Origin of the sequence: Flavobacterium tistrianum (genome assembly GCF_003254545.1) — a bacterium.
Taxonomy (GTDB): domain Bacteria; phylum Bacteroidota; class Bacteroidia; order Flavobacteriales; family Flavobacteriaceae; genus Flavobacterium; species Flavobacterium tistrianum.
Genome location: NZ_QJRH01000068.1, coordinates 302,292 through 323,637, shown reverse-complemented (window position 1 = coordinate 323,637; position 21,346 = coordinate 302,292). Strand labels below are relative to the sequence as shown.

Sequence of the window (21,346 nt, the reverse complement as noted above, 5' to 3'; positions counted from 1 at the left end):
TAGTTTAGATTTTTTTAAAGATGAAAGATGCAAGAAGCAAGATTATAGATTTTTGTTTTTTGTTTTTTTTGGAATTTATTTGATAATTGCATCTTGAATAATCTGTTGAATTTCTTCTCTGATTTTTCCTTTGGCTAATTTATTTTCTTCATTTACTACTTCCGGATACGTTCTGTTGGATAGGAATACATACACAATTTCGGTTTCTGGATCTGCCCAAGCCATATTGCCTGTAAATCCTGTGTGGCCAAAACTTGCTTCAGATACACAGTCGCAGGTTGGTCCGCCTTTGTGTACTCTTTTGTCAAATCCTAAACCTCTTAGAACGCCTTGATTTTTATAATAACAAGTATTAAAAGCATCAAAAGTCTGCGGAGAAAAATATTGAATGCCACCGTAATTTCCTTTCTGTAAAAACAGCTGCATCATTTTGGCAACATCCATCGCATTAGAAAAAATTCCCGCGTGACCTGCCACTCCGCCTTCCATTGCGGCTGCCATGTCATGCACGTAACCCTGAATAGTCTGGTGTCTGAAATAGTTATCAATTTCGGTTGGAGCAATACTGCTTTTTTCAAATCTATCCAACGGATTGTAAAGCGTATTGGTCATTCCTAGTGTACTGTAGAAATTTTCTTTGCTCAGATCTTCTAGTTTTTTATGTGTTTTTCTTTCTAAATATTCTTTTAGAATGATAAAAGTAAAATCGCTGTATTTGTATTCTTTTTTTATTGCTACAGGACTTTCAGCAATGATTTTCATAATTGTATCATGATAATCATTTCTGATATAAAGATTGTCGGCTACTTTTGTTGTAAAACCATTTTCGGCTACTTTTCGATAATATTTTTCAGAAGGCTGATTATTGCTGTCTAAAGTTGCTTTGTAAAACGGAATCCATGCCTGAAGTCCTGCGTAGTGATTTAGCAGATTTTTGAAAGTGATGTTTTCTTTGTTTGTTTTGGCAAAAAAAGGCAACATATCTTTCAATTTGGTATCCAGTTCTACTTTATTCTTATCATACAATTGCATCACATTTGGCAATGTCGAAATCATTTTTGAAATTGAAGCAACATCATATAAGTCGGTATCAGTTACTTTTTTCCCGTTATCATAAGTTTGCGCTCCATACGATTTCTGAAAAATCACATTTCCTTTTCTAGCCACCAAAACCTGCATTCCTGGTGCCATTTTTCCATCAATTGCTTTTTGCGCTACGGCATCAATTTTAGATAATATTGCAGGATTCATATTTACATTTTCTGGAGCTGTAAAAGCCATACGATTTAGTTTTTCGGTACTCAAACCATCATTTACATGGAAAGCATCATTTATAGAAACGGGTAATTTTCCTTTGGCTTCGATGGCACCAAAAAGCAATCCTGCCGAAACAACCTGACTGATATCTGAGTTTTGATATGAAACCACTAGTCCTTCAATATCATCAAAATTATTAATAGACAATAATGAATAAGGTTTTGCAAAAATGTCTAAAATTACTTTGTTGTGTTTTGCAATTTCTTTCAGCCAAAGCATTTCTTGAAGCGTAAATTCTTGTTTTTCCCAAGCTTTATTTACTTTATGATAGCTGATAATAACCTTGTCAAATTTTTTCAATTCTTTATTCAGACTGTCAAGATTGCTGTCTTTAACTTCTGTGATTTCGGTATATTTTTTCAGCGTAGAAACAAAAGTACTGTTGGTATCTTCGCCTAGTTTTATGTAAGCAATTTTTTCACTTAAATCTTTTATTGGAAGAATTTCTTTTTCGTTTTTTAAAACCGTAATCGCATTTTCATACAGTTTATAATGTAAGGCATCATTTTGGGACGGATTTAAATCATTGTATAAATTATTTAAATCAATCGGTTTGTATTTATTTAATCCTGCTTTGTATTTAAAATGAAGAATTTTTTTAACCGAATGTGCCAAGCGTTCTTCGGTAATTACTTGCGTATTGTAAGCCTCTTCCAATTTCTGAAACGCAACTGGTACATTTTCTGGACAAAGTAAAATATCATTTCCTGCTAAAATAACAGCGATTTCTAGATCTCCAGGACCTTTAAAATTGGCTGCGCCTTTCATTGCCAAACCATCAGTAAAAATCAATCCGTTGAAACCTAATTCTTTTTGAAGCAGATTTGTCACCACATTGTAAGAAGCCGAAGATGGGCAGTTTGGCTGCGATTCTAAGCTCGGAATATTAAGATGCGCGACCATTACAGAAGCTAGACCTTCGTCGAATAATTTTTTGTACGGATATAATTCAACTAACTCCAAGCGCTCTTTAGAAAAATTAACGGTTGGTAAAGCGTGATGCGAATCGGTTGAAGTGTCTCCGTGTCCAGGAAAGTGTTTTCCAGTACAGAAAACGCCATTTCCTTGTATTCCTTTCATTAAAGCAAGCGCTTTTTCGGTTACATTGACTTTATCTTCACCAAAAGAGCGGTTTCCGATAATTGGATTTTTCGGATTTGTATTAATATCTAAAACAGGTGCAAAATTGAAATGAACGCCGATTCGTTTGTTTTCGGCTGCCATATTTCTTCCCACATTTTCAATTAAACTTAAATCCTGAATAGCGCCCAAAGTCATATTCCAAGGATAACGGTATGTAGAGTCCAATCTCATGGCTAATCCCCATTCGGCATCGATTCCGATCATCAAAGGCACTTTTGCTTTTGACTGATATAAGTTGGTTAATTTCGCCTGACGAATTGGTCCGCCTTGAAAGAAAATAACGTTTCCTATTTTGTAATCTTCAATCAATTTGCTGATCTGATTAACATGTACAGAATCTTTATTTGAATAGGCAGAAACCATAAACAATTGTCCGATTTTTTCCTGTACGGTCATTTTATTGTAAATGCTGTCAACCCAAGCGGTTTCTTTATCAGAATCTTTAAAGAAAGTTTTTTTCTCTGAAGTATTTTTTTGTACATAAACAACAGTGTCTTTTAAAGGAATATCTTTTTTAGCATCTGTTATTCCGTTATTTTTTTTGGATGCGCAATTGGTAATTAAAAATATAAAAGCGGCGTATAAACTAATTTTTATGAATGAATTTTTCATATAATTTTTTTTAATAATCAATTTGAGTTTAAGTGCATTAAAATCAAATTGATTCATTAATAGTATTAAGCTGAATTAAAAACTTATTTCTTTTTCACTGCGTGAACTGGTAATAAATAGTCCTAAATAAGTAATTAATCCGTTTAGTATAATTAATTCATTATCAAAAACATATCCTGCAAATAAAACTTTAGAATATTCATTGATAAAATAGGTGAATAATGGGGAAAGCAAACAGATAAACGGAACGAGTTTATCGTTTACATGTCTTGATTTTTGGAATAAACCAAAAGCGTATAATCCTAATAATGGACCATACGTGTATGAAGCAACTTTAAAAATCATTCCGACTACAGAACTGTCATTGATTGAGTTAAAAATCAGGATGATAAAAAAGACTAAAACTGAAAAACTGATATGAACTAAATGCCTAATTTTTACGGTGTTTTTTTTATGGCTGTTTTCTGCTTTGTCCATGCCTAAAAAGTCAACGCAAAAAGAAGTTGTTAAGGCTGTTAGGGCAGAATCTGTGGTTGCAAAAGTGGCAGCAATAATTCCTAGTAAAAATACAATTGCAGGAATAAGCGCTAAATGGTTTAAAGCAATTTCAGGGAAAAGTAAATCGGTTCTTGGTTTTCCTGTAACTAAATCGGTTGGAACAGCGATTCCGTTTTTGTTGGCATAGATGTATAAAAGCGCTCCAACACTCAAAAAGAAAATATTGATGATAACAAAGATTCCTGTAAAAGTGAACATGTTTTTTTGTGCTTCGCCAATGTTTTTACAGCTTAGGTTCTTTTGCATTAAATCTTGATCTAAACCTGTCATGGCAATGGTTACGAACATTCCGCCAAGAATTTGTTTTATGAAATGGAATTTACTTCCCATAAAATCATCAAAGAAAAAGATCTTAGAATAATTGCTGTTTTTTACTTCTTCAAATGCGCTGATAGCACTTAAATCCATTCGATCACAAATGAAATAAATAGTTAGGAAAACAGAAGTCACTAGAAAGAAAGTCTGTAAAGTATCGGTAATAATAATCGTTTTTAATCCGCCTCTATATGTGTAAGAGAAGATTAACAGCAACGAAATTAAAACAGTAAAAGCAAAAGGAACATGGTAAAAATCGAAGACAAAACGCTGTAAAACAATCACCACAAGATAAAGTCTGAACGCTGAGCTGATAGTTCGGCTGATTAAGAAAATAGAAGCGGCTGTTTTATAGCTAAAAACACCCATTCTTTGCTCAATATATCCGTAAATCGAAGTCAGATTCATTCTGTAATACAATGGCAATAAGAGCTTTGTAATGACAATAAATCCAAGCGCATTTCCTAAAACAAACTGAAAATATTTAAATTGTTCACCGCTTGGTGCTCCAACTTCTCCAGGAACAGAGATAAAGGTTACTCCAGAAAGAGCTGTTCCGATCATTCCGAAAGCCACTAAATACCATTTTGAATTTTTATTGGCAGTAAAAAAGGCCTCGTTTCCGCTGTCTTTTTTACTTACTCGATGAGAAATATAAAATAATGTTCCGAAATAAATGATAATAAGGAGAAGGATGGTACTTGGTGTCATTTTATAGTTTTGGTGATTTTTGGTTTTTTATAAATAATTCAAATGTGGATTTTTTTAATTGACCTGACGGATTTTACTCTATCAGGTCGGTGTTAAAAACTCCAAAAAATGAATTTATTCAGCTTTTGAATTTGTATAAATCTATAAAAAGATTTTGATAGTGTGGTTTTTAGTTTTCCTGATTTTTGGTGTGTGCCAAAAGAACAGCTCTTACGCTTTTATGCTTTTGCAATAATTCGTCGGCTGCCTCATATTCTAAGTCTAGTTCTTCCATTATCATTTTGATAGCGCGTTTTACTAGTTTTTCGTTAGAAAGCTGCATGTCAACCATTTTGTTGCCTTTTACTTTTCCTAGTTTGATCATTACCGAAGTTGAAATCATATTCAAAGTAAGTTTTTGAGCTGTTCCTGCTTTCATTCTCGTACTTCCTGTTAAGAATTCAGGACCTACGATTAATTCAATTGGATAATCAGCTTCTTGAGCAATAAGTCCGTTGCTGATACAAGAAATACTTCCTGTTTTAATATTGTGTTCTTTAGCTTTTTTAAGGGCTCCTAAAACGTAAGGCGTGTTTCCAGAAGCCGCAATTCCGATAATCATATCTAGGCTTGAAATTTCGTACTTAGCTAAATCTTTCCATGCTTGTTCAGTATCATCTTCTGCATTTTCTACCGCTTTTCTAATGGCAGTGTCTCCACCAGCAATAATTCCGATAATCATATCATGCGAAACCCCAAAAGTTGGCGGACACTCAGATGCATCTAAAATTCCGATTCTTCCAGATGTTCCAGCTCCGATATAAAATAATCTTCCGCCCAATTGCATTTTTTTTACAATGGCTTTAACCAGTTTTTCTATTTTAGGAATTTGCTGTTCAATAATATGCGGAACTTTTTTGTCTTCTGTATTAATGTTTGTAAGAAGTTCTTTCACGCTCATTTGATCCAAGTCTTTGTACAAAGATTCTTGTTCAGTTTCAGGATTTTTATTTTTCATTTTTCTTTTTTTTGATTTTTGAACCTAAAATTTTTCAATTTTAGAATCTCTATTTTACATTAATAGTTTGCTGTTTTATCTTGAATGGAATTTAATTTTAAAACATAGAAACACAGGTTTTGATTTTTGTTTAAAAAGGTAACCAATCTTTAAAAAAACAAACAAAGAGAACTACATTTCTGCTAGCAATATATATGTGTGTGTGTATGCTAATGGAACGCTTTTTTGTAGGTCTATCAAGTTCTATGTTTCTAGTGTTTAAAAAATTAAGTCTAAGAGGACTGAATTATAAATGTTATTTATAAATCAGGTATTTTGTTCGCATTTTTTTGAAAGCTTCCAAATCTTTCTGCCAAGATTGTCTTATGACTTTTTCAGAAACTCCGCTTTCAATTTGCTGCTGCAGTTTTTTTGTTCCTGCCAGTTTGGTAAAAAATGCATTGAAGAATTTTGTTTTATCGCTCGTATTCTGATACGCTTTAATAAGCCATTTCAATTCTAGTTGCTTTAATTTTGGATAAGCTGTTAAATCTTCGCCAAAGCATTCTTTTCCGTTATATAAAGGATCTTTTGCACCAAAATTGGGTTTCGGAGTAAAACTGAAATTGGTTTTGGTTAAATATGGAGAACCGTAGATTTGAAATTGTTTTTCAGTTCCGCGTCCCATACTCACATTTGTTCCTTCAAAAAGACATAAACTTGCGTATAAATTTATAGATTGGTCATTTGGCAAATTCGGAGATGGTTTTACCAATAAACTGTAAGGCATTGTTCTGCTGTAATCTACACAAGGAATAACGGTTAGCTTACATTGAGCGCCATCTTTCAGCCATTTTTCTCCATTTATCATTTGAGCATATTCACCAATTGTCATTCCGTGTAGAAGCGGAATAGGGTGCATGCCAACAAAACTTGTAAATTCTTTTTCTAAAAGTGGTCCGTCAACAATAGAACCATTTGGGTTTGGACGATCAAAAACAATAAGCGGAACATTATTTTCTGCACAGGCTTCCATTACATAATGCAAAGAAGAAATGTAGGTGTAGAATCGTGCTCCTACATCTTGCAAGTCAAAAATCATGACATCAATTCCAGATAACTGCGCTGGTTTTGGCTTTTTGTTGTCGCCATAAAGGGAAATAATCGGCAGACCTGTTTTCGGATCTTTTCCATCAACAACATGTTCGCCAGCATCGGCTGTTCCTCTAAATCCGTGTTCTGGAGCAAAAATAGTCTGAACAGCAATTTTTTTCTCCAACAGAAAATCAACCACATGAGTTTTGTTGGATAAAATTCCAGTTTGATTGGTTACAATACCAACTTTTTTATCTTTTAAAAGCGGCAGGTATTTTTCGTAATTGTCAGCGCCCGTTTTTATAACAGCATTATTTATTTCTGCTGAAATAATGGTTTTATATGGCCGAATGACTGCCGAATATGACGTAGCATGAAACAGAAATGCTGTAACAAAAGCACTTTTTGCTATAAATTTTATCATTTTAATACAGTTATTAGTTAAAGACGAATTGGACTAATAAAATTACTATTTTATCGGAGTATATGAATGTTTTAGGCAGATTTGGGGAATCTAAAAACTAACAAGATATAACCTGCATGAATCAGGATTAATTTTTCTATTTGATCTTTTTATTAGTCACAGTCTTTAAAAAGAGTATTTTAAAATACTGCCTCCGAAAAGTCTCACGTTGGAGGCAGTATTATAAGATAAGGTTTTTCAGTTTTTACCGAATTACCAGCCTGGGTTTTGTTTCAATTCTACACCTTCTGCAGCATATAAATTGATATCATTTGTTGGAATTGCACTCAAGTAATTTTTTGGAGATATAAATAATCTTGAAACACCAGCAGCATAAGGAATTACATATCCTTGCGCGTTTACTTTTGTTTTAGAGTTAGTTCCTATTAAAGCCATTATTCTAGCTCCTAAAATAACATCTGGATTAGAATTAGTGTCCAAATAATCTCCTTTTTTCCAACGCATTAGATCTTCTTTTCTCATTGTAGTCCAAGCCATAAACTCGATTCTGCGCTCACGACGAATCTCCCATATAATTGGATTCACAATTCCTGAAATTTGCTCTAATGCAGTTGTTCTTTGCGGGTCATCGATCTGAATGCCGTTTGCACTTGCATTTGTACCATCTGTAGTCAAAGTTGCAATTCCAGCACGTGTACGAACTTTGTTAAGTGATAAATTTAAATCAGCCGTAGTAATTGTACCTAATTCTGCACATGCTTCAGCATAATTCAAATACACTTCGCTAAGTGTGAAAACTGGAGCATCAATTTGATTTTGCCCAATTGTGGTAACCTCTGTACCTGTTGTAGCAGGATTATTATACAATTGGAAAACATAACCTGTTATAGATGTTAAACCGTTGTAAGGTTTGTCAGAGTAAGCGTAATCTGCTGTACTGAAAGCTTTAGCAAATCTTGGATCTCTGTTGGCAAAAGTATTCGCGATAGTGTTGTCTCCTAAATATTGTGTATTGCCAGCTTGTTTAATAGGCAATCCGTTAGTAGTTACATAGCTTTCTGCGGCAAATTTTGTTAATCCGTTTTGAACAGTAGAGGTATTAGTATAGGCTTGGATTCCATTTCCTAAAACACCTTTTATGTATCTTTTTGTCAAGATTACTTCTGTATTTCCTAATAATTCAACAGAATTGTAAAGAGATTTCCAATCTGTGTTTAATTTATAAGCGTTGTTATTCATTACAGCTAAAGAAGCATCTTTAGCTTTTTGAAGATACGCATTTCCATTTTGAGCCAAGTTGTATTTTCTGTAAGTACCTTCGCCCAAACATACTCGGCTTAATAATGCGTAAGCAGTATATTTATTTACAGTTACATTGCTGTCATCAACGTTTAATAACAACGGAATAGCTTCTTCTAAGTCTTTAATTACATTGTCTATTACTTCTGCTCTAGATAAAGCAGGTTTGTAAACATTTGCATCGCTTTGTGCTAAGTACTTGTCTGTATAAGGGACGTTACCAAACTGCTGTGCTAAACGAAAATAAGTATGGGCTCTAAAGAACTTAGCAACACCTATGTAGTGATTTTTCTTCGTCTGATCCATAGGAACATTTGGAACTCTTTCTAACATAAGATTGCAACGACGAATCAAAGTGTAATATTCATTCCAGTTTGTGTTAGTTGCATTTGGAGCTGTTAGAAAGTTCGTAAAAACGTTCATCGCCAAGTTGTCATCTATTAAACCTGTAGCCGAAGCATGGAAATAAAAATCTGCTGTAGTACCAGCATTATTTCCGTATCCATTAAAGGTATTATAGTTCAACCAAGAAAATGTTTTTACGTTATTTTCTGAAGTCCAAAAATTCTTATCAGTGAATACATCTTCCGGAGGTGTATCCAAAAAATCTGAACAGCTAACAGTTAGACTTGCAAAAGTAAGCAAGGCAACTGAAAGTTTTATCTTAGAGTTTATGATTAATTTTCTCATCTTAATTAATTTTTGATTTTTAAATACCTTTATTAAAACGCAAGTTGTATACCAACTGACCATGTTTTAGAGTAAGGGAAAGTTCTTCCCCACATTGATTCACTTTCATTAATTTCTGGGTCTACTGGTAATTTGCTGCTTTTCCAAGTAGCTAAGTTGAAACCTGAAACGTATGGTCTAATTTTATCAAATCCAGCCTTTTGAGAAATGCTTTTTGGGAAAGTATATCCAAGAGTCATAGATTTTAAACGTAAATATGACATATCTAATAAATAACGAGATTGTGCCACAAAATTGTTTGATCCAGGCGCATAAGTTCCAAAAGCATTAGTTGCATGTCCAGGGTATGGATTAGGGAAATAGGCATCTGTATTTTCAGGTGTCCAGTAATCATTTTGGTTCTGATACATAGCATCTGTTCTGTTGTAGAAAGGCAATACTAAGTCTGAAGTTGTCCAGTAATCACGCTTTCCAACTCCTTGGAAGAAAGCATCAATATCAAATCCGTATAAAGCACCGCCTAAACGAACTCCATATTGGTAGCGAGGCGTAGTGTTACCAATAACTTTTAAATCTCCTGGTTTAAGAGCTGTTCCGTCACCTCTTGAGATTACTCCGTCTCCATCCAAATCTTTATACATTACATCTCCTGCGCCAAATTTAAACGCTCCACTTCTGATATTTTTATAATCAACACCGTTTACTATTAATCCTGTCGCATCTACTTGATCTGTTGTTTGAATTAATCGGTCTGTTTCTAATCCCCAGATTTCACCCAATTTTTGACCAGCATAAAAAGATCCTAAAAGTTTAGAAGAGTTGTTCCATTCTGTTACTTCTGTAGTGTTATCAGAAAGTGTAAGATCTGCATAAACATTAATGTCTTTGTTTATTTGTTTATTAAAGTTAAGTGCAAGTTCCCAACCTCTTGTTCTTAAGTTTCCAGAGTTTGTATTGGCAGCAGTCTGACCAAATGAACCTGGAAGTGTTTTACCCGGAGCTAACATTCCTTTAGTATCACGCTGATAGTAATCAAATGTTAAACCTAACATGCTAAATATTCTAATATCAATACCAATATCTTGAGTAGTTACTTTTTCCCAAGTTAAATTCGGGTCAACGTTTGTTGGCTGATTAACAGTAGGAGGAATAGTTGTACCGCTACCTATCCAATAAGGGTTAGGATTAGTAGTAACGTTAGTCATAACTGGTAAAAATGCATTGTTAGCGATATTTTGATTTCCGATTGAACCAATAGATCCACGAATTTTCAAATCATTTAACCAGCTTTTTGTTCCTTCCATAAAGCTCTCTTCAGAAATTCTATATCCAACAGAAGCAGAAGGGAAGAATCCCCATTGCTCATTAGTAGGGAATTTTGACGAACCATCATAACGTCCGTTTACCTCCAATAGATATTTACCTTTATAATCATAGTTTACACGTGCAAAAAATCCTGCAATTGCATATCTTGATAAACCTGGATTTAGAATGTCATTAGAAACAAGAGGCGAAGTAAATTGGTCGCCAATAGCTAAGTTAAATTCTGGTTTGGTTTTGTCCAAAAGTGTATTTCTGCGAGCATAAGTTCTTTCTTGATCGTACCATTCTGTATTCAAACCACCTAATACTTTAAAGTTGTGGTTTTCTCCTAATGTCTTAGTATAATTTCCGAAGATATTGGCTACATTTCTAGTGTAAGATGTTTTGGCTTGCGCAACAAAATCGTTGGCAGTTTCCATTGAAGTAGGTTTTCCGGCAACTAAGTCAGCAGCACTTGTCCACCAGTCCCAAAGCGGTACCTGACCACCATTCATTTTTAGACTTGAAAAATTGCTGTTAAAGCTATATTCTCCAACAATGTTAAAGTCTTTTGTAATTTGAGCAGTAAGTCTTCCGCTTAGTCTCATATCATTTGATTTACTTTCATTTTGAGATGCATTTGCCATATAACCAGGCGCATGTCTAAAGTAAGTACCGTTATAAGTACCATAAGGGAAATAAGAACCCCAACGCATATAGTACCCGAAATATCCGTTACCAGCAGTATCAATACCATTGTTGTAGTAGTTAAAAGGAGAATCGTATTCTTGGAAAGTTCCCAATACTTTAAAATCTCCAGTAAGCCAGCTTGCTAACTCCGTTGTCAAACCAAGATTAAGATTGAATCTTTGGTTGGTTTCATTATTGATTTTCATTACACCATCTTGATTAGAAAGTCCTAACGAAACAATAAACGAACTTTTGTCACTCAAAGAACCTTGAGCAGATAAATTATGAAGTGTTTGTACCGCATTCTTTTTCAACATTTCATCATGCGGATTCCAAATTCTGTAGAAATATTCTTTTCCTCCAATAACATCAAAATCTTCTCCTAAGATCATGTTTTTGTCATTTGGATTTCTAGTTGCAGCATATTTTTCTTTCCAGTTAATGATACCAGGTAATAATGTTTTGTAGTTCATACCGAAAGATTCTGGATTTGCATTTCCAGCTCTAGCTTGCGCGTCTATCATTGCTGGAAGCTCTACAGTTGGATCATTAAATTGAACCAAAGAAATTGGATTGCTCCAACCTGTGTTATTGCTATAAGCAAATCTTACTTTTCCTTTTGAATTTTTACCGCTCTTAGTAGTAATTAAGATAACTCCAAATGCAGCACGAGCACCATAAATAGAAGCTGAAGCAGCATCTTTAAGCACAGACATCGACTCTACATCTTCAGCATTTAGCATCGACAACTCGCCTGGAACACCGTCTACTAAAATAAGTGGTGATCCTTTAGCTTCTCCATTTATAATAGTTCCAGCTCCACGAATGTTAACATTTGATCCTTTACTTATATTACCTGAATTAAAAGTAATATTAAGTCCTGGAGTGGTTCCTTGTAAACCTCTTGTTATATCAGTGATAGGAACACTTCCTAGAGCTTTTTTTACATCTACTTTTGCAACCGCTCCAGTAAGATTAGCTTTTTTCTGAGAAGCAAAACCTACAACAACAACTTCGTCTAGTTTCGAAGTGCTTTCTGAAAGACCAACATCTATTTTCTGTTGGTTTTCCACTTTAATTGATTGGGTTTCGTAACCCATGTAACTAAAGTTTAGAGTTCGTCCTGATGCTACAGAAATACTGTAGTGTCCATCAAAGTCAGTTGTAGTGCCGCTATTTGTTCCCTGAATAACGACGCTGACTCCAGGAATTGGAATTCCGTCTGCTTTGCTTTTTACTGTTCCAGTAACTGTTTTTGCTTGTCCAAATGCTGTTTGAATGCACAAAACCAACACTGAAATAAAGAGTAACTTTTTCATGATTAATCTGGTTTTTTATGGTTGTTGTTGAGCAAATATATTTATTTATTGCATATAAATGCATTATTTTGAATTTTTTTTCGAAAAATAATTTAAAAAACGCAAAATAACGCAAATTTTAGTAAAAAAATAAGAACTGAATTTGTTTTCAAAATCTTTCCGTTGCATGATTTTGCAGTTTTTAATGCCTTTTCTGAGATGGAATGAAATATTTGATATATTTGTGATGAATTTTAACTTTTATAAAAATATGCTGAAAGCCGAAAGACATAAATACATAATGACTAAACTTATTGAAGACCAAAAAGTTGTTACAACAGATTTAGCTTTGGCTCTCGATTTGTCAGAAGATACGATAAGAAGAGATTTGAATGAATTGGACAGTAAAAAGCTCTTAGAGAAAGTGTATGGCGGTGCGGTTCAAGTTAAAGAGAAATCTGCAAATGTATTTGATATTGCAATATCGGCAGAAGAACAGAAAAAACAAATCGTGACAAAAGCATTGTCTCTTCTGCATGATGATCAGGTTATTATAATGAGTGGAGGAAGCACCAATCTCGTTTTTGCAAAGTTAATTCCGGCAGATTTAAAAGCTACAATATATACATATAGTTTACCAATAGCTATGCAATTATCTCAACACCCAAATATCGATTTGATTTTTATTGGCGGAAAAATGCAGAAAAACGCAATGGTAACTATTGGTATGGATGTGATTCAGGTAGTTTCTAAAATTAAAGCCGATATTTGTTTCATTGGCGCCAGCAGCATTAATATAAAACAAGGACTTACAGAAGTAGGTTATGAAATTTCAATTGTTAAAAAAGCAATGATAGAAGCTTCTGACAGAGTAGTTTCGATGTTTTCTTCGGATAAATTGAATACCAAAATGCCACACGGTGTTTGCGATCTTACACAGTTGGATACTATTGTGACAGAATTAGATCCAGAAGATGAAAAACTAGATGAATATAGAAAATCTGGAGTCTTTATCTTATAACTTTAAACTTATCTAATGTAATTTTTGCGTTTTGTTGCGTTATTTGAATTTAATTATGTTAAAAAACGCAAAATAATGTATTTGTATGCTTTTTGTATCTATATTTGTTAAAACTAATTTTATTAGTCGGATATATTTATGAAAATATTTTCTTCGTCTGCTGACCATTTTTCTGCATTTGAAGAGGTTCAAAGCTTCCAAGAGGAACTTTAATAAATATTTCAATTCTAATAAAATTTAGAATGTATTGTTTTTGCCGAATAGCTTTTTAGCGAAGCAGAAACGAAACATGTATTAAAGAACCAAAAGCAACAGAACCAATTAAATGTCCGATTCTCTCCAATTACAAGAATTAGAAACTTCTTTAGAAGGAACTCTTTTTTATGATGACCTTCATAAAAAAATATATGCCACAGATGCTTCTGCTTATAGAATTATGCCTCTTGCTGTGGCTATTCCAAAATCAGAAAATGATATTATAAATATTATTCGATTTGCTTCCAGAAATAAAATTTCCATAACGCCAAGAACGGCAGGAACTTCATTAGCTGGCCAAACTGTAGGAAGCGGAATCATTGTAGATGTCTCTAAACATTTTAATAAAATTGTTTCTTTTGATCCTAAAAAGAAAACCATAACCGTTCAGCCTGGAGTAATTCGTGATGAACTGAATTTATATTTAAAACCTCACGGACTTTTTTTTGCTCCAACTACATCAACAACCAATAGATGTATGATTGGCGGAATGGTCGGAAATAATTCGTCAGGAACAACCTCAATTCGCTACGGTGTTACCCGAGATAAAATTGTAGAAATAAAAGCCGTTTTAAGCGACGGAACTACTGCAATATTCAAAGATTTGACTTCTGAAGAATTTATTGAGAAAACAAAAGGTGATTCTCTAGAAAATAAAATCTACAAAACCATTTACGAAGAACTTTCGAACAAAGAAAACCAAGAAGAAATCTTAAGAGAATTTCCAAAACCAGAAATTCATAGACGAAATACGGGTTATGCGATTGATGTTCTACTAAAATCGAAACTTTTTTCGGGAACAGAAGATACCATTAATTTAGGAAAACTCCTTTGCGGAAGTGAAGGAACTTTGGCATTTACGACTGAAATCACTTTAAAAGTAGATGATTTGCCGCCAGTAAACAATATTATGGTGGTAGCGCATTTTCATACGATTCATGAAAGTTTAGAAGCCGTAGTTACTGCAATGAAACATCATTTGTATACTTGCGAAATGATGGACGACACAATTTTAGACTGTACCAAAACCAATAGAGAACAAGCCAAAAACCGATTTTTTATTGTTGGCGAACCAAAAGCGGTTATTATGCTTGAAGTGGGATCGCACATTAGTATGGAAGATGCCGAACTGCAAGCTGATGCATTAATTAAAGATCTTGAAAATAATGGTTTCGGATATGCTTTGCCAAAAATTTACGGAGAAGATATTGACAAAGTAAACGAGGTGAGAAAAGCAGGTCTTGGACTTTTAGGAAGTATTGTTGGAGATGATAAAGCTGCCGATTCTATTGAAGATACAGCCGTAGAATTGAGCGATCTTCCAAATTACATTGCCGATTTTGCAGCGATGATGGAAAGACACGGACAAAGTGCGATTTATTATGCGCATGCTGGAGCGGGAGAATTGCATTTGCGTCCGAAGATAAATTTGAAGACAAAAGAAGGATTGCATCAGTTTAGGAATTTATCTACTGAAGTAGCGCATTTGGTAAAAAAATATAGAGGTTCGTTGAGCGGTGAACACGGTGATGGAATTTTGCGTGGAGAGTTTCTACCGTTTATGATTGGCGATAAAAATTACGAATTGCTGAAAAGAGTAAAAAAAGCATTCGATCCTGATACTATTCTGAATGTTGGGAAAATCGTAAATGCTTCTAAAATGGATGAAAATCTTCGTTTTGAAGCAGGACGAGTAGAGCCTGAAATAAAAACGATTCAAGATTTCTCGGATAGTTTAGGAGTTTTACGTGCTGCCGAAAAATGCAACGGTTCGGGCGATTGCCGTAAAATGCCTTCAGCGGGCGGAACTTTATGTCCGAGTTATCGTGCGACAAGAAATGAAAAAGATACAACTCGTGCACGTGCGAATGCTTTACGAGAATATCTGACAAATTCAGAAAAAGAAAATAAATTCGATCACGAAGAATTATATAAGGTTTTTGAATTGTGTGTAAGCTGTAAAGCCTGCGCAAGCGAATGTCCGAGCAATGTTGACGTAGCAACTTTAAAAGCTGAATTTTTATACCAATATCAAAAGGCAAATGGTTTTTCTTTCCGAAATAAAATATTTGCTTTCAATTCGAAATTGAATGAATTGGGAAGTATCGCGCCATCAGTTACCAATTGGGTTTCCAATCTTTCATTCGTTAAAACAAAAATGGGAATTGCACCTGAAAGACAAGTTCCGTTATTGGCTCCAAAAACATTTAGAAAATGGTATGAAAAGAACAAAAAGCATAACACAAACAGCTCTTTTGAGAATGGAAGCGTTTATCTTTTCTGTGATGAATTTACCAATTATTACGATGTTTCAGTCGGAATTGATGCGTACGAACTGTTAACAGAATTAGGTTACAGAGTAATTGTAATTGATCATGAAGAAAGCGGAAGAGCTTTTATTTCAAAAGGTTTTCTAGAAGAAGCGCAGGAAATTGCCAATAAAAACATTAATATTTTTAAAAATATAATTTCTGAAAACACGCCTTTAATCGGAATTGAACCTTCGGCAATATTAACTTTTAGAGACGAATATATTCGATTGGCTGCAGATAAGGAAAGCGCAGAGAAATTAGCTAAAAATACTTTTACAATTGAAGAGTTTTTCAAAAGAGAAATTGCAAACGGAAAAATTCACGCAGATCAATTTTCTGAAAAAGAGAAGAATATAAAAATTCATGGGCATTGTCATCAAAAGTCATTAAGCTCAGTTGAAGCTTCTTTTGCGATGTTGAATGTTCCAAAAAATAATACGGTTACGATTTATAATTCTGGATGTTGCGGAATGGCGGGTTCATTTGGATATGAAAAAGAGCATTACGAAATCAGTATGAAAATGGGAGAAGACACTTTGTTTCCGAAAATTAGAGCGACAGAATTATCAACCGAAATCGCTGCTGCAGGAACCAGTTGCCGTCATCAGATTTTTGACGGAACGAATAGAAAAGCTATGCATCCCGTGACTATTTTGAGAGATTGTTTGAAGTAATTTTTTGTATTTTACTCATGCATTTCAAAAATATTATTTTATAAAACATCAATTATGAAAAAAATAATTTACTCAATCTTATTACTGCTTTTCGTTTTTACAGCCAAAGCTGCTAAGGTTGATACTTTACAGGTTTTTAGTGCTTCGATGCAGAAGAATATTAAAACTTGCGTGGTAGTTCCAGATAATTATAAAAAGAGCAAGAAAGCATTTCCGGTGGTTTATCTGCTTCACGGCTATAGCGGAAATTATAGATCTTGGGCAAAAGATTTTAAAGAACTAGGAAAACAGGTTGATCAATATGGTTTTATAGTGGTTGGTGTAGACGGAAATTATTCAAGCTGGTATTTCGATAGTCCAATAGATCCGAGTTTTAAATATGAAACTTATGTCGTAAAAGAATTAGTGCCGTTTATTGACAAACAATACAGAACAATTGCAGACCGTAAAGCAAGAGCCATTTCAGGCTTAAGCATGGGCGGACATGGTGCTTTGTATCTTTCATTCAAACATCAAGATGTATTTGGTGCGGCAGGAAGCATGAGCGGAGGAGTAGATTTTCGTCCTTTTCCTGAAAATTGGGATATCAAAAAAAGATTAGGTCCAATAACAGAATATCCTGAAAATTGGGATAAAAATACAGTTACTAATATGTTGGATTTGGTAAAAGACAATAAATTAAAACTGATTATTGACTGTGGAGTTGACGATTTCTTTATGAAAGTGAACAGAGAACTTCATGCAAAAATGTTAGACTTAAAGATAAATCACGATTATATAGAACGCCCAGGCGAGCATAATTTAAAATACTGGGAGAATTCCTTAAAATATCAATTGCTGTTTTTTTACAATTATTTTAATAATGCCGAAAAAACGCAGTAAACGTTGAGTGTATTGCCATTTTGTTGATTTATGGCAATACATAAATTTTGGTTGGTTATCCTAACAGGTTTTCAGAACCTGTTAGGTATTTTTTTCGCCAATGATCAAATTTTTAAAATAGAAAACAATTACAGTTTTCCGCAAGATTTGTAGAGAGGCACGAAATTATGTCTAACACGAACTGCGATATGATTCTAAATAAATTATAGTTTAATAAAATTAAAATTACCAATGAAAAATCTATTTTTAAGAATATTATTGCTTTTTGTGATAGTTTCTGGGTTCTCTCAAAATGCAGGAAAATCAGAAAACATCAAATTTGTGCAACTTACAGACTTGCACGTTTCAGTAGGAAATGACAATGACTTTTTATTGCAGAATATTGTAAAAGAAATCAATAATTCAGATTTTGAATTTGCGGTTGTAACCGGAGATTTGACCAATCGCGGTGCGGATGATGAATTAAAACAAGTGCATTCGATACTTTCTCAATTGAAGATTCCATATTATGTAATTTCTGGAAATCATGAAACGAACTGGAGTGAAAGCGCCGGTTTGACGTATAAAAAAATCTTTGGCGAGGATCGATTTGTTTTTTCAAAAGGGGATTATGTCTTTATTGGTTTTCCGTGTGGACCTTACATGAAAATGGGAGATGGCTTTGTGAAACACGAAGATGTACTTTGGCTGGATAAAACCTTAAAAGAAAATCTTAAAAACAACAATAAAAAAGTACTAAATTTTGCTCATTACCCGTTAGATAACAGTGTGAGTAATTACAAAGAAGTGCTTTCTGTTTTAGAAAAATATCCAACAGTTGCTACTTTTTGCGGCCATGGACACACTTTAAAAAAATATAATTTCTCAGGTCTGAGTGGTATTATGGGAACTTCGATAACTTCGCTTGACGGAAAAACAAAAAGTTATAATCAAGTAATCATCAGCAAAGACAGTATCAGTATCTATCAAAAAGAAATTGATAAACCGGGAGTTTTTAAATTTTCGGTGCCATCAAAACCTTCTAAAATTGAAATCCCGAAAGATACTGTTGCATTCCAATCTCCTTTCTATAAAGATATTGCTTCTATTTACAGCCTTCCTGCATTCGATAAAAAGAATCTTTATTTCACCAATTCAATTGGCGAAATAAAATCGGTTAACCTGAAAAATAAAAGTGTAAGCTGGAAAACGGAAACAGGAAATTCAATTTATTTTTCTCCAATAATTGTAAAAAATAATTTGGTTATTGGTACAATAGAAGGAAATCTACTAGGATTTGATACTCAATCAGGAAAACAAAAATGGACAATTCCTGTTGGTGGCGTTTTGGTAGGTTCGCCAATTGCAGAAAACAATAAAGTTTATACCGCAAGTTCTACAGCATTTATTTGTGCAGATGCTGTGACTGGAAAAGTCATTTGGCAGAGCAATTTACCAGCTTCTTATTCGCAGGGAACTCCGCTAATACAAGACGATAAAATAATTTTTGGAGTGTGGGATTCGTATGTGTATTGTTTGGATAAAAATACAGGAAAACTGATCTGGAAATGGAATAATGGCAATGATAAACAAATCTTGTATTCTGCAGGAAATGTCAATATGGTTGCATCAAAAAACAGACTTTATTTTGTTACGCCCCAAAGATTCTTAACCATTTTAGATATTGAAACGGGCAAAACGCTTTTGAGAACTTCGAAGTGGAAAATCAGAGAATCAATGGGTAAAAGCCAAGACGGAAAATGGTTTTATGGCAAAACAATGGAGGGAGAACTGGTAAGAGTGCCTCTTAATGATACTATTGAATTGACTGAAGAAAATGTTGTAAACCAAAGCAAAGTTTTGGATTTAAAATGGGGCTATGAACACAATCCAGCAGCAATATTAGAGAAAAACAATAAAATATATTTAGGAAGCCGAAAAGGTGAAGTTGTAATTGTTGATGCCACAAAATTTGAAATCATAAAACAAATTAACTTGGGAAGTTCAAGCATAAATGGCTTTACACTCGATGATAAAGGACAAGTTTGGGCATCACTTATAGAAGGCGGAATTTATTTATTGGAATAACTTCTACGAGATTATTTTTCAAGTTTTTTTCTCGGGCATAAAATTTTGCTCGCAAAGTCGCAAAGTCGCAAAGTTTTTCATTTTTTAAGTTTTTAATAATGCTTTGCGACTTCGCGACTTTGCGAGATTATAAAAACTTTGCGAACCTTGCGTAAATCTTTGCGAACTTTTCGGTTAAAACATTTAACAGCAGTTAACTACCCAAAAATACAATCTTATGAAAAGTCTAAAATTACTAATCCTAATAGTGCTGATTCAGACCAAAATTTTCAGTCAGCAATCTCCAAAAAGAGAAATGCGTGCGGCGTGGATTTCTACCGTAGATAATATCGACTGGCCATCAAAACCAGGATTATCAGATAAACAGATGAAAGCTGAAATGATTAGCATTTTAGATAATTTGCGATCGAATAATTTGAACACCGTAATTTTTCAAATTCGCCCAACAGCCGATGCTTATTACAAATCTACAAAAGAACCAGCATCGCATTGGATAACAGGAACTCAAGGCGTCGCACCAGGTTTTGATCCGTTGCAGATGATGATTGATGAAGCAGGAAAACGTGGTATGAACGTTCATGTTTGGCTGAATCCCTATCGTGTACAAAAAGATACTTTAAAAGATGTTTTGACAAAAACGCATTTGTTTTTTAAGAAACCAGAATTATTTCTAACCTACGGAAAATCAAGATATTTTAATCCAGGTTATAAAGAAACCAGAGATTTTGTTTCGTCTGTTGTGGGTGAAATAGTTAGAAATTATGATATTCAGGCCGTTCACATGGACGATTATTTTTATCCGTATAAAATTGAAGGACAAGAATTTCCTGATGAAAAAGCTTTCGCTAAAGAACCACGCCAGTTTAAAGACAAAGACGATTGGAGAAGAGACAATGTCGATTTAATCATCAAACAAATTAGAGATACTATTATTGCTAATAAACCAGAAGTTGAATTCGGAATTTCACCTTTTGGAGTTTGGAGAAATATTGCCAAAGATTCGCAAGGTTCTAATACTAGAGCGGGTGCAACCAATTATGATGATTTGTATGCCAATATTTTAAAATGGCAAAAAGAAAACTGGATCGATTATGTTACGCCTCAAATATATTGGCACATTGGTTTTGACCGCGCCAATTTTGAAGTTCTGGCAAAATGGTGGGCAGAACATAAATATGGAGCAAATGTTTATGTGGGTCATGGCGATTACAAAATTTCAACTACTGCCAAAGAACCAGAATGGAGAAGTCCAGACCAGATTGTAAAACAAATCGAAATGATTCGTAAACTGCCACAAATTGATGGTTCGATGCATTTTACTGCAAATTCATTTTTTAAAAAGGGAGATACATTAAGAAATGCTCTTGTTCAAAAAGAATATAAATACATCGCTTTAACTCCTGAAGCCAACAGAATTACAAGATTAAAACCAGAACCGCCAACAAATGCTGTGATTGCTAAAAAAGGCAATAATGCAGTTCTGACTTGGAAAGCGGCACTAAATGACAAAAAATATGTAATCTACAGATTTCCAAAAGGAAGAATAACCGATTTCTCAAATCCTGAGAATATTTATTATGTGACAACGTCTCTAAAACTAGAAGTGCCAAATGCCGGTTTGGAAAACTACGTTTATGCGCTCACGGCTTTGAGTCAAACTCAGACGGAAAGCAGTCCAATTGAATTTTCAGTAAAATAAAATATA

General features: G+C 34.0%; 11 protein-coding genes. 5 read left to right on the top strand and 6 right to left on the bottom strand.

The window, feature by feature from the left end; all coding sequences use genetic code 11:
• Positions 1-75: 75 nt before the first annotated feature.
• The 6 genes from DMB71_RS11920 to DMB71_RS11895 form a co-directional block, all read right to left on the bottom strand.
• Entirely contained in the window at positions 76-3,072 is a 2,997-nt protein-coding gene (locus DMB71_RS11920; RefSeq protein ID WP_111366383.1) for a glycoside hydrolase family 3 N-terminal domain-containing protein, read from the bottom strand.
• 75 nt (positions 3,073-3,147) lie between these two features.
• Complete coding sequence (locus DMB71_RS11915) at positions 3,148-4,656, bottom strand: sodium:solute symporter (protein ID WP_111366337.1); 1,509 nt, start codon at positions 4,654-4,656, stop codon at positions 3,148-3,150.
• A 169-nt stretch (positions 4,657-4,825) separates the two neighbouring features.
• Positions 4,826-5,653 carry an N-acetylmuramic acid 6-phosphate etherase gene (murQ, locus tag DMB71_RS11910; RefSeq protein ID WP_111366335.1) on the bottom strand — a complete coding sequence of 276 codons (828 nt, stop codon included), beginning with the start codon at positions 5,651-5,653 and terminating at the stop codon, positions 4,826-4,828.
• Positions 5,654-5,948: 295 nt separating this feature from the next.
• Entirely contained in the window at positions 5,949-7,151 is a 1,203-nt protein-coding gene (locus DMB71_RS11905) for an exo-beta-N-acetylmuramidase NamZ family protein (protein ID WP_111366334.1), read from the bottom strand.
• A gap of 252 nt (positions 7,152-7,403) precedes the next feature.
• Positions 7,404-9,140 carry a RagB/SusD family nutrient uptake outer membrane protein gene (locus tag DMB71_RS11900; RefSeq protein ID WP_111366332.1) on the bottom strand — a complete coding sequence of 579 codons (1,737 nt, stop codon included), beginning with the start codon at positions 9,138-9,140 and terminating at the stop codon, positions 7,404-7,406.
• A 32-nt stretch (positions 9,141-9,172) separates the two neighbouring features.
• The gene (locus tag DMB71_RS11895; RefSeq protein ID WP_111366330.1) at positions 9,173-12,451 is read right to left on the bottom strand and encodes a SusC/RagA family TonB-linked outer membrane protein; all 3,279 of its coding nucleotides are present in this window, start codon (positions 12,449-12,451) and stop codon (positions 9,173-9,175) included.
• Between the two features lie 250 nt (positions 12,452-12,701).
• Between DMB71_RS11895 and DMB71_RS11890 the strand changes: the two genes are divergently transcribed.
• The 5 genes from DMB71_RS11890 (at position 12,702) to DMB71_RS11870 (ending at position 21,340) form a co-directional block, all read left to right on the top strand.
• Positions 12,702-13,451: a DeoR/GlpR family DNA-binding transcription regulator gene (locus DMB71_RS11890; protein WP_111366381.1), complete on the top strand. Its 750-nt coding sequence runs from the start codon at positions 12,702-12,704 to the stop codon at positions 13,449-13,451.
• A gap of 325 nt (positions 13,452-13,776) precedes the next feature.
• A complete protein-coding gene (locus DMB71_RS11885) occupies positions 13,777-16,692 on the top strand; it encodes an FAD-binding and (Fe-S)-binding domain-containing protein (RefSeq protein WP_111366329.1) in 2,916 nt (971 codons plus the stop codon).
• A 54-nt stretch (positions 16,693-16,746) separates the two neighbouring features.
• A complete protein-coding gene (locus DMB71_RS11880; RefSeq protein WP_111366327.1) occupies positions 16,747-17,574 on the top strand; it encodes an alpha/beta hydrolase in 828 nt (275 codons plus the stop codon).
• 231 nt (positions 17,575-17,805) lie between these two features.
• Positions 17,806-19,641 (top strand): outer membrane protein assembly factor BamB family protein, encoded by a 1,836-nt coding sequence (locus tag DMB71_RS11875; RefSeq protein ID WP_111366326.1) that lies wholly within the window; start codon positions 17,806-17,808, stop codon positions 19,639-19,641.
• Positions 19,642-19,858: 217 nt separating this feature from the next.
• Complete coding sequence (locus DMB71_RS11870; protein ID WP_111366324.1) at positions 19,859-21,340, top strand: glycoside hydrolase family 10 protein; 1,482 nt, start codon at positions 19,859-19,861, stop codon at positions 21,338-21,340.
• Positions 21,341-21,346 lie beyond the last annotated feature (6 nt).

Coding starts and splice junctions, on each gene's coding strand:
- DMB71_RS11920 (WP_111366383.1), bottom strand. CDS start 3,072: ATGAAAAATTCATTCATAAAAATTAGTTTATACGCCGCTTTTATATTT.
- DMB71_RS11915 (WP_111366337.1), bottom strand. CDS start 4,656: ATGACACCAAGTACCATCCTTCTCCTTATTATCATTTATTTCGGAACA.
- murQ (WP_111366335.1), bottom strand. CDS start 5,653: ATGAAAAATAAAAATCCTGAAACTGAACAAGAATCTTTGTACAAAGAC.
- DMB71_RS11905 (WP_111366334.1), bottom strand. CDS start 7,151: ATGATAAAATTTATAGCAAAAAGTGCTTTTGTTACAGCATTTCTGTTT.
- DMB71_RS11900 (WP_111366332.1), bottom strand. CDS start 9,140: ATGAGAAAATTAATCATAAACTCTAAGATAAAACTTTCAGTTGCCTTG.
- DMB71_RS11895 (WP_111366330.1), bottom strand. CDS start 12,451: ATGAAAAAGTTACTCTTTATTTCAGTGTTGGTTTTGTGCATTCAAACA.
- DMB71_RS11890 (WP_111366381.1), top strand. CDS start 12,702: ATGCTGAAAGCCGAAAGACATAAATACATAATGACTAAACTTATTGAA.
- DMB71_RS11885 (WP_111366329.1), top strand. CDS start 13,777: ATGTCCGATTCTCTCCAATTACAAGAATTAGAAACTTCTTTAGAAGGA.
- DMB71_RS11880 (WP_111366327.1), top strand. CDS start 16,747: ATGAAAAAAATAATTTACTCAATCTTATTACTGCTTTTCGTTTTTACA.
- DMB71_RS11875 (WP_111366326.1), top strand. CDS start 17,806: ATGAAAAATCTATTTTTAAGAATATTATTGCTTTTTGTGATAGTTTCT.
- DMB71_RS11870 (WP_111366324.1), top strand. CDS start 19,859: ATGAAAAGTCTAAAATTACTAATCCTAATAGTGCTGATTCAGACCAAA.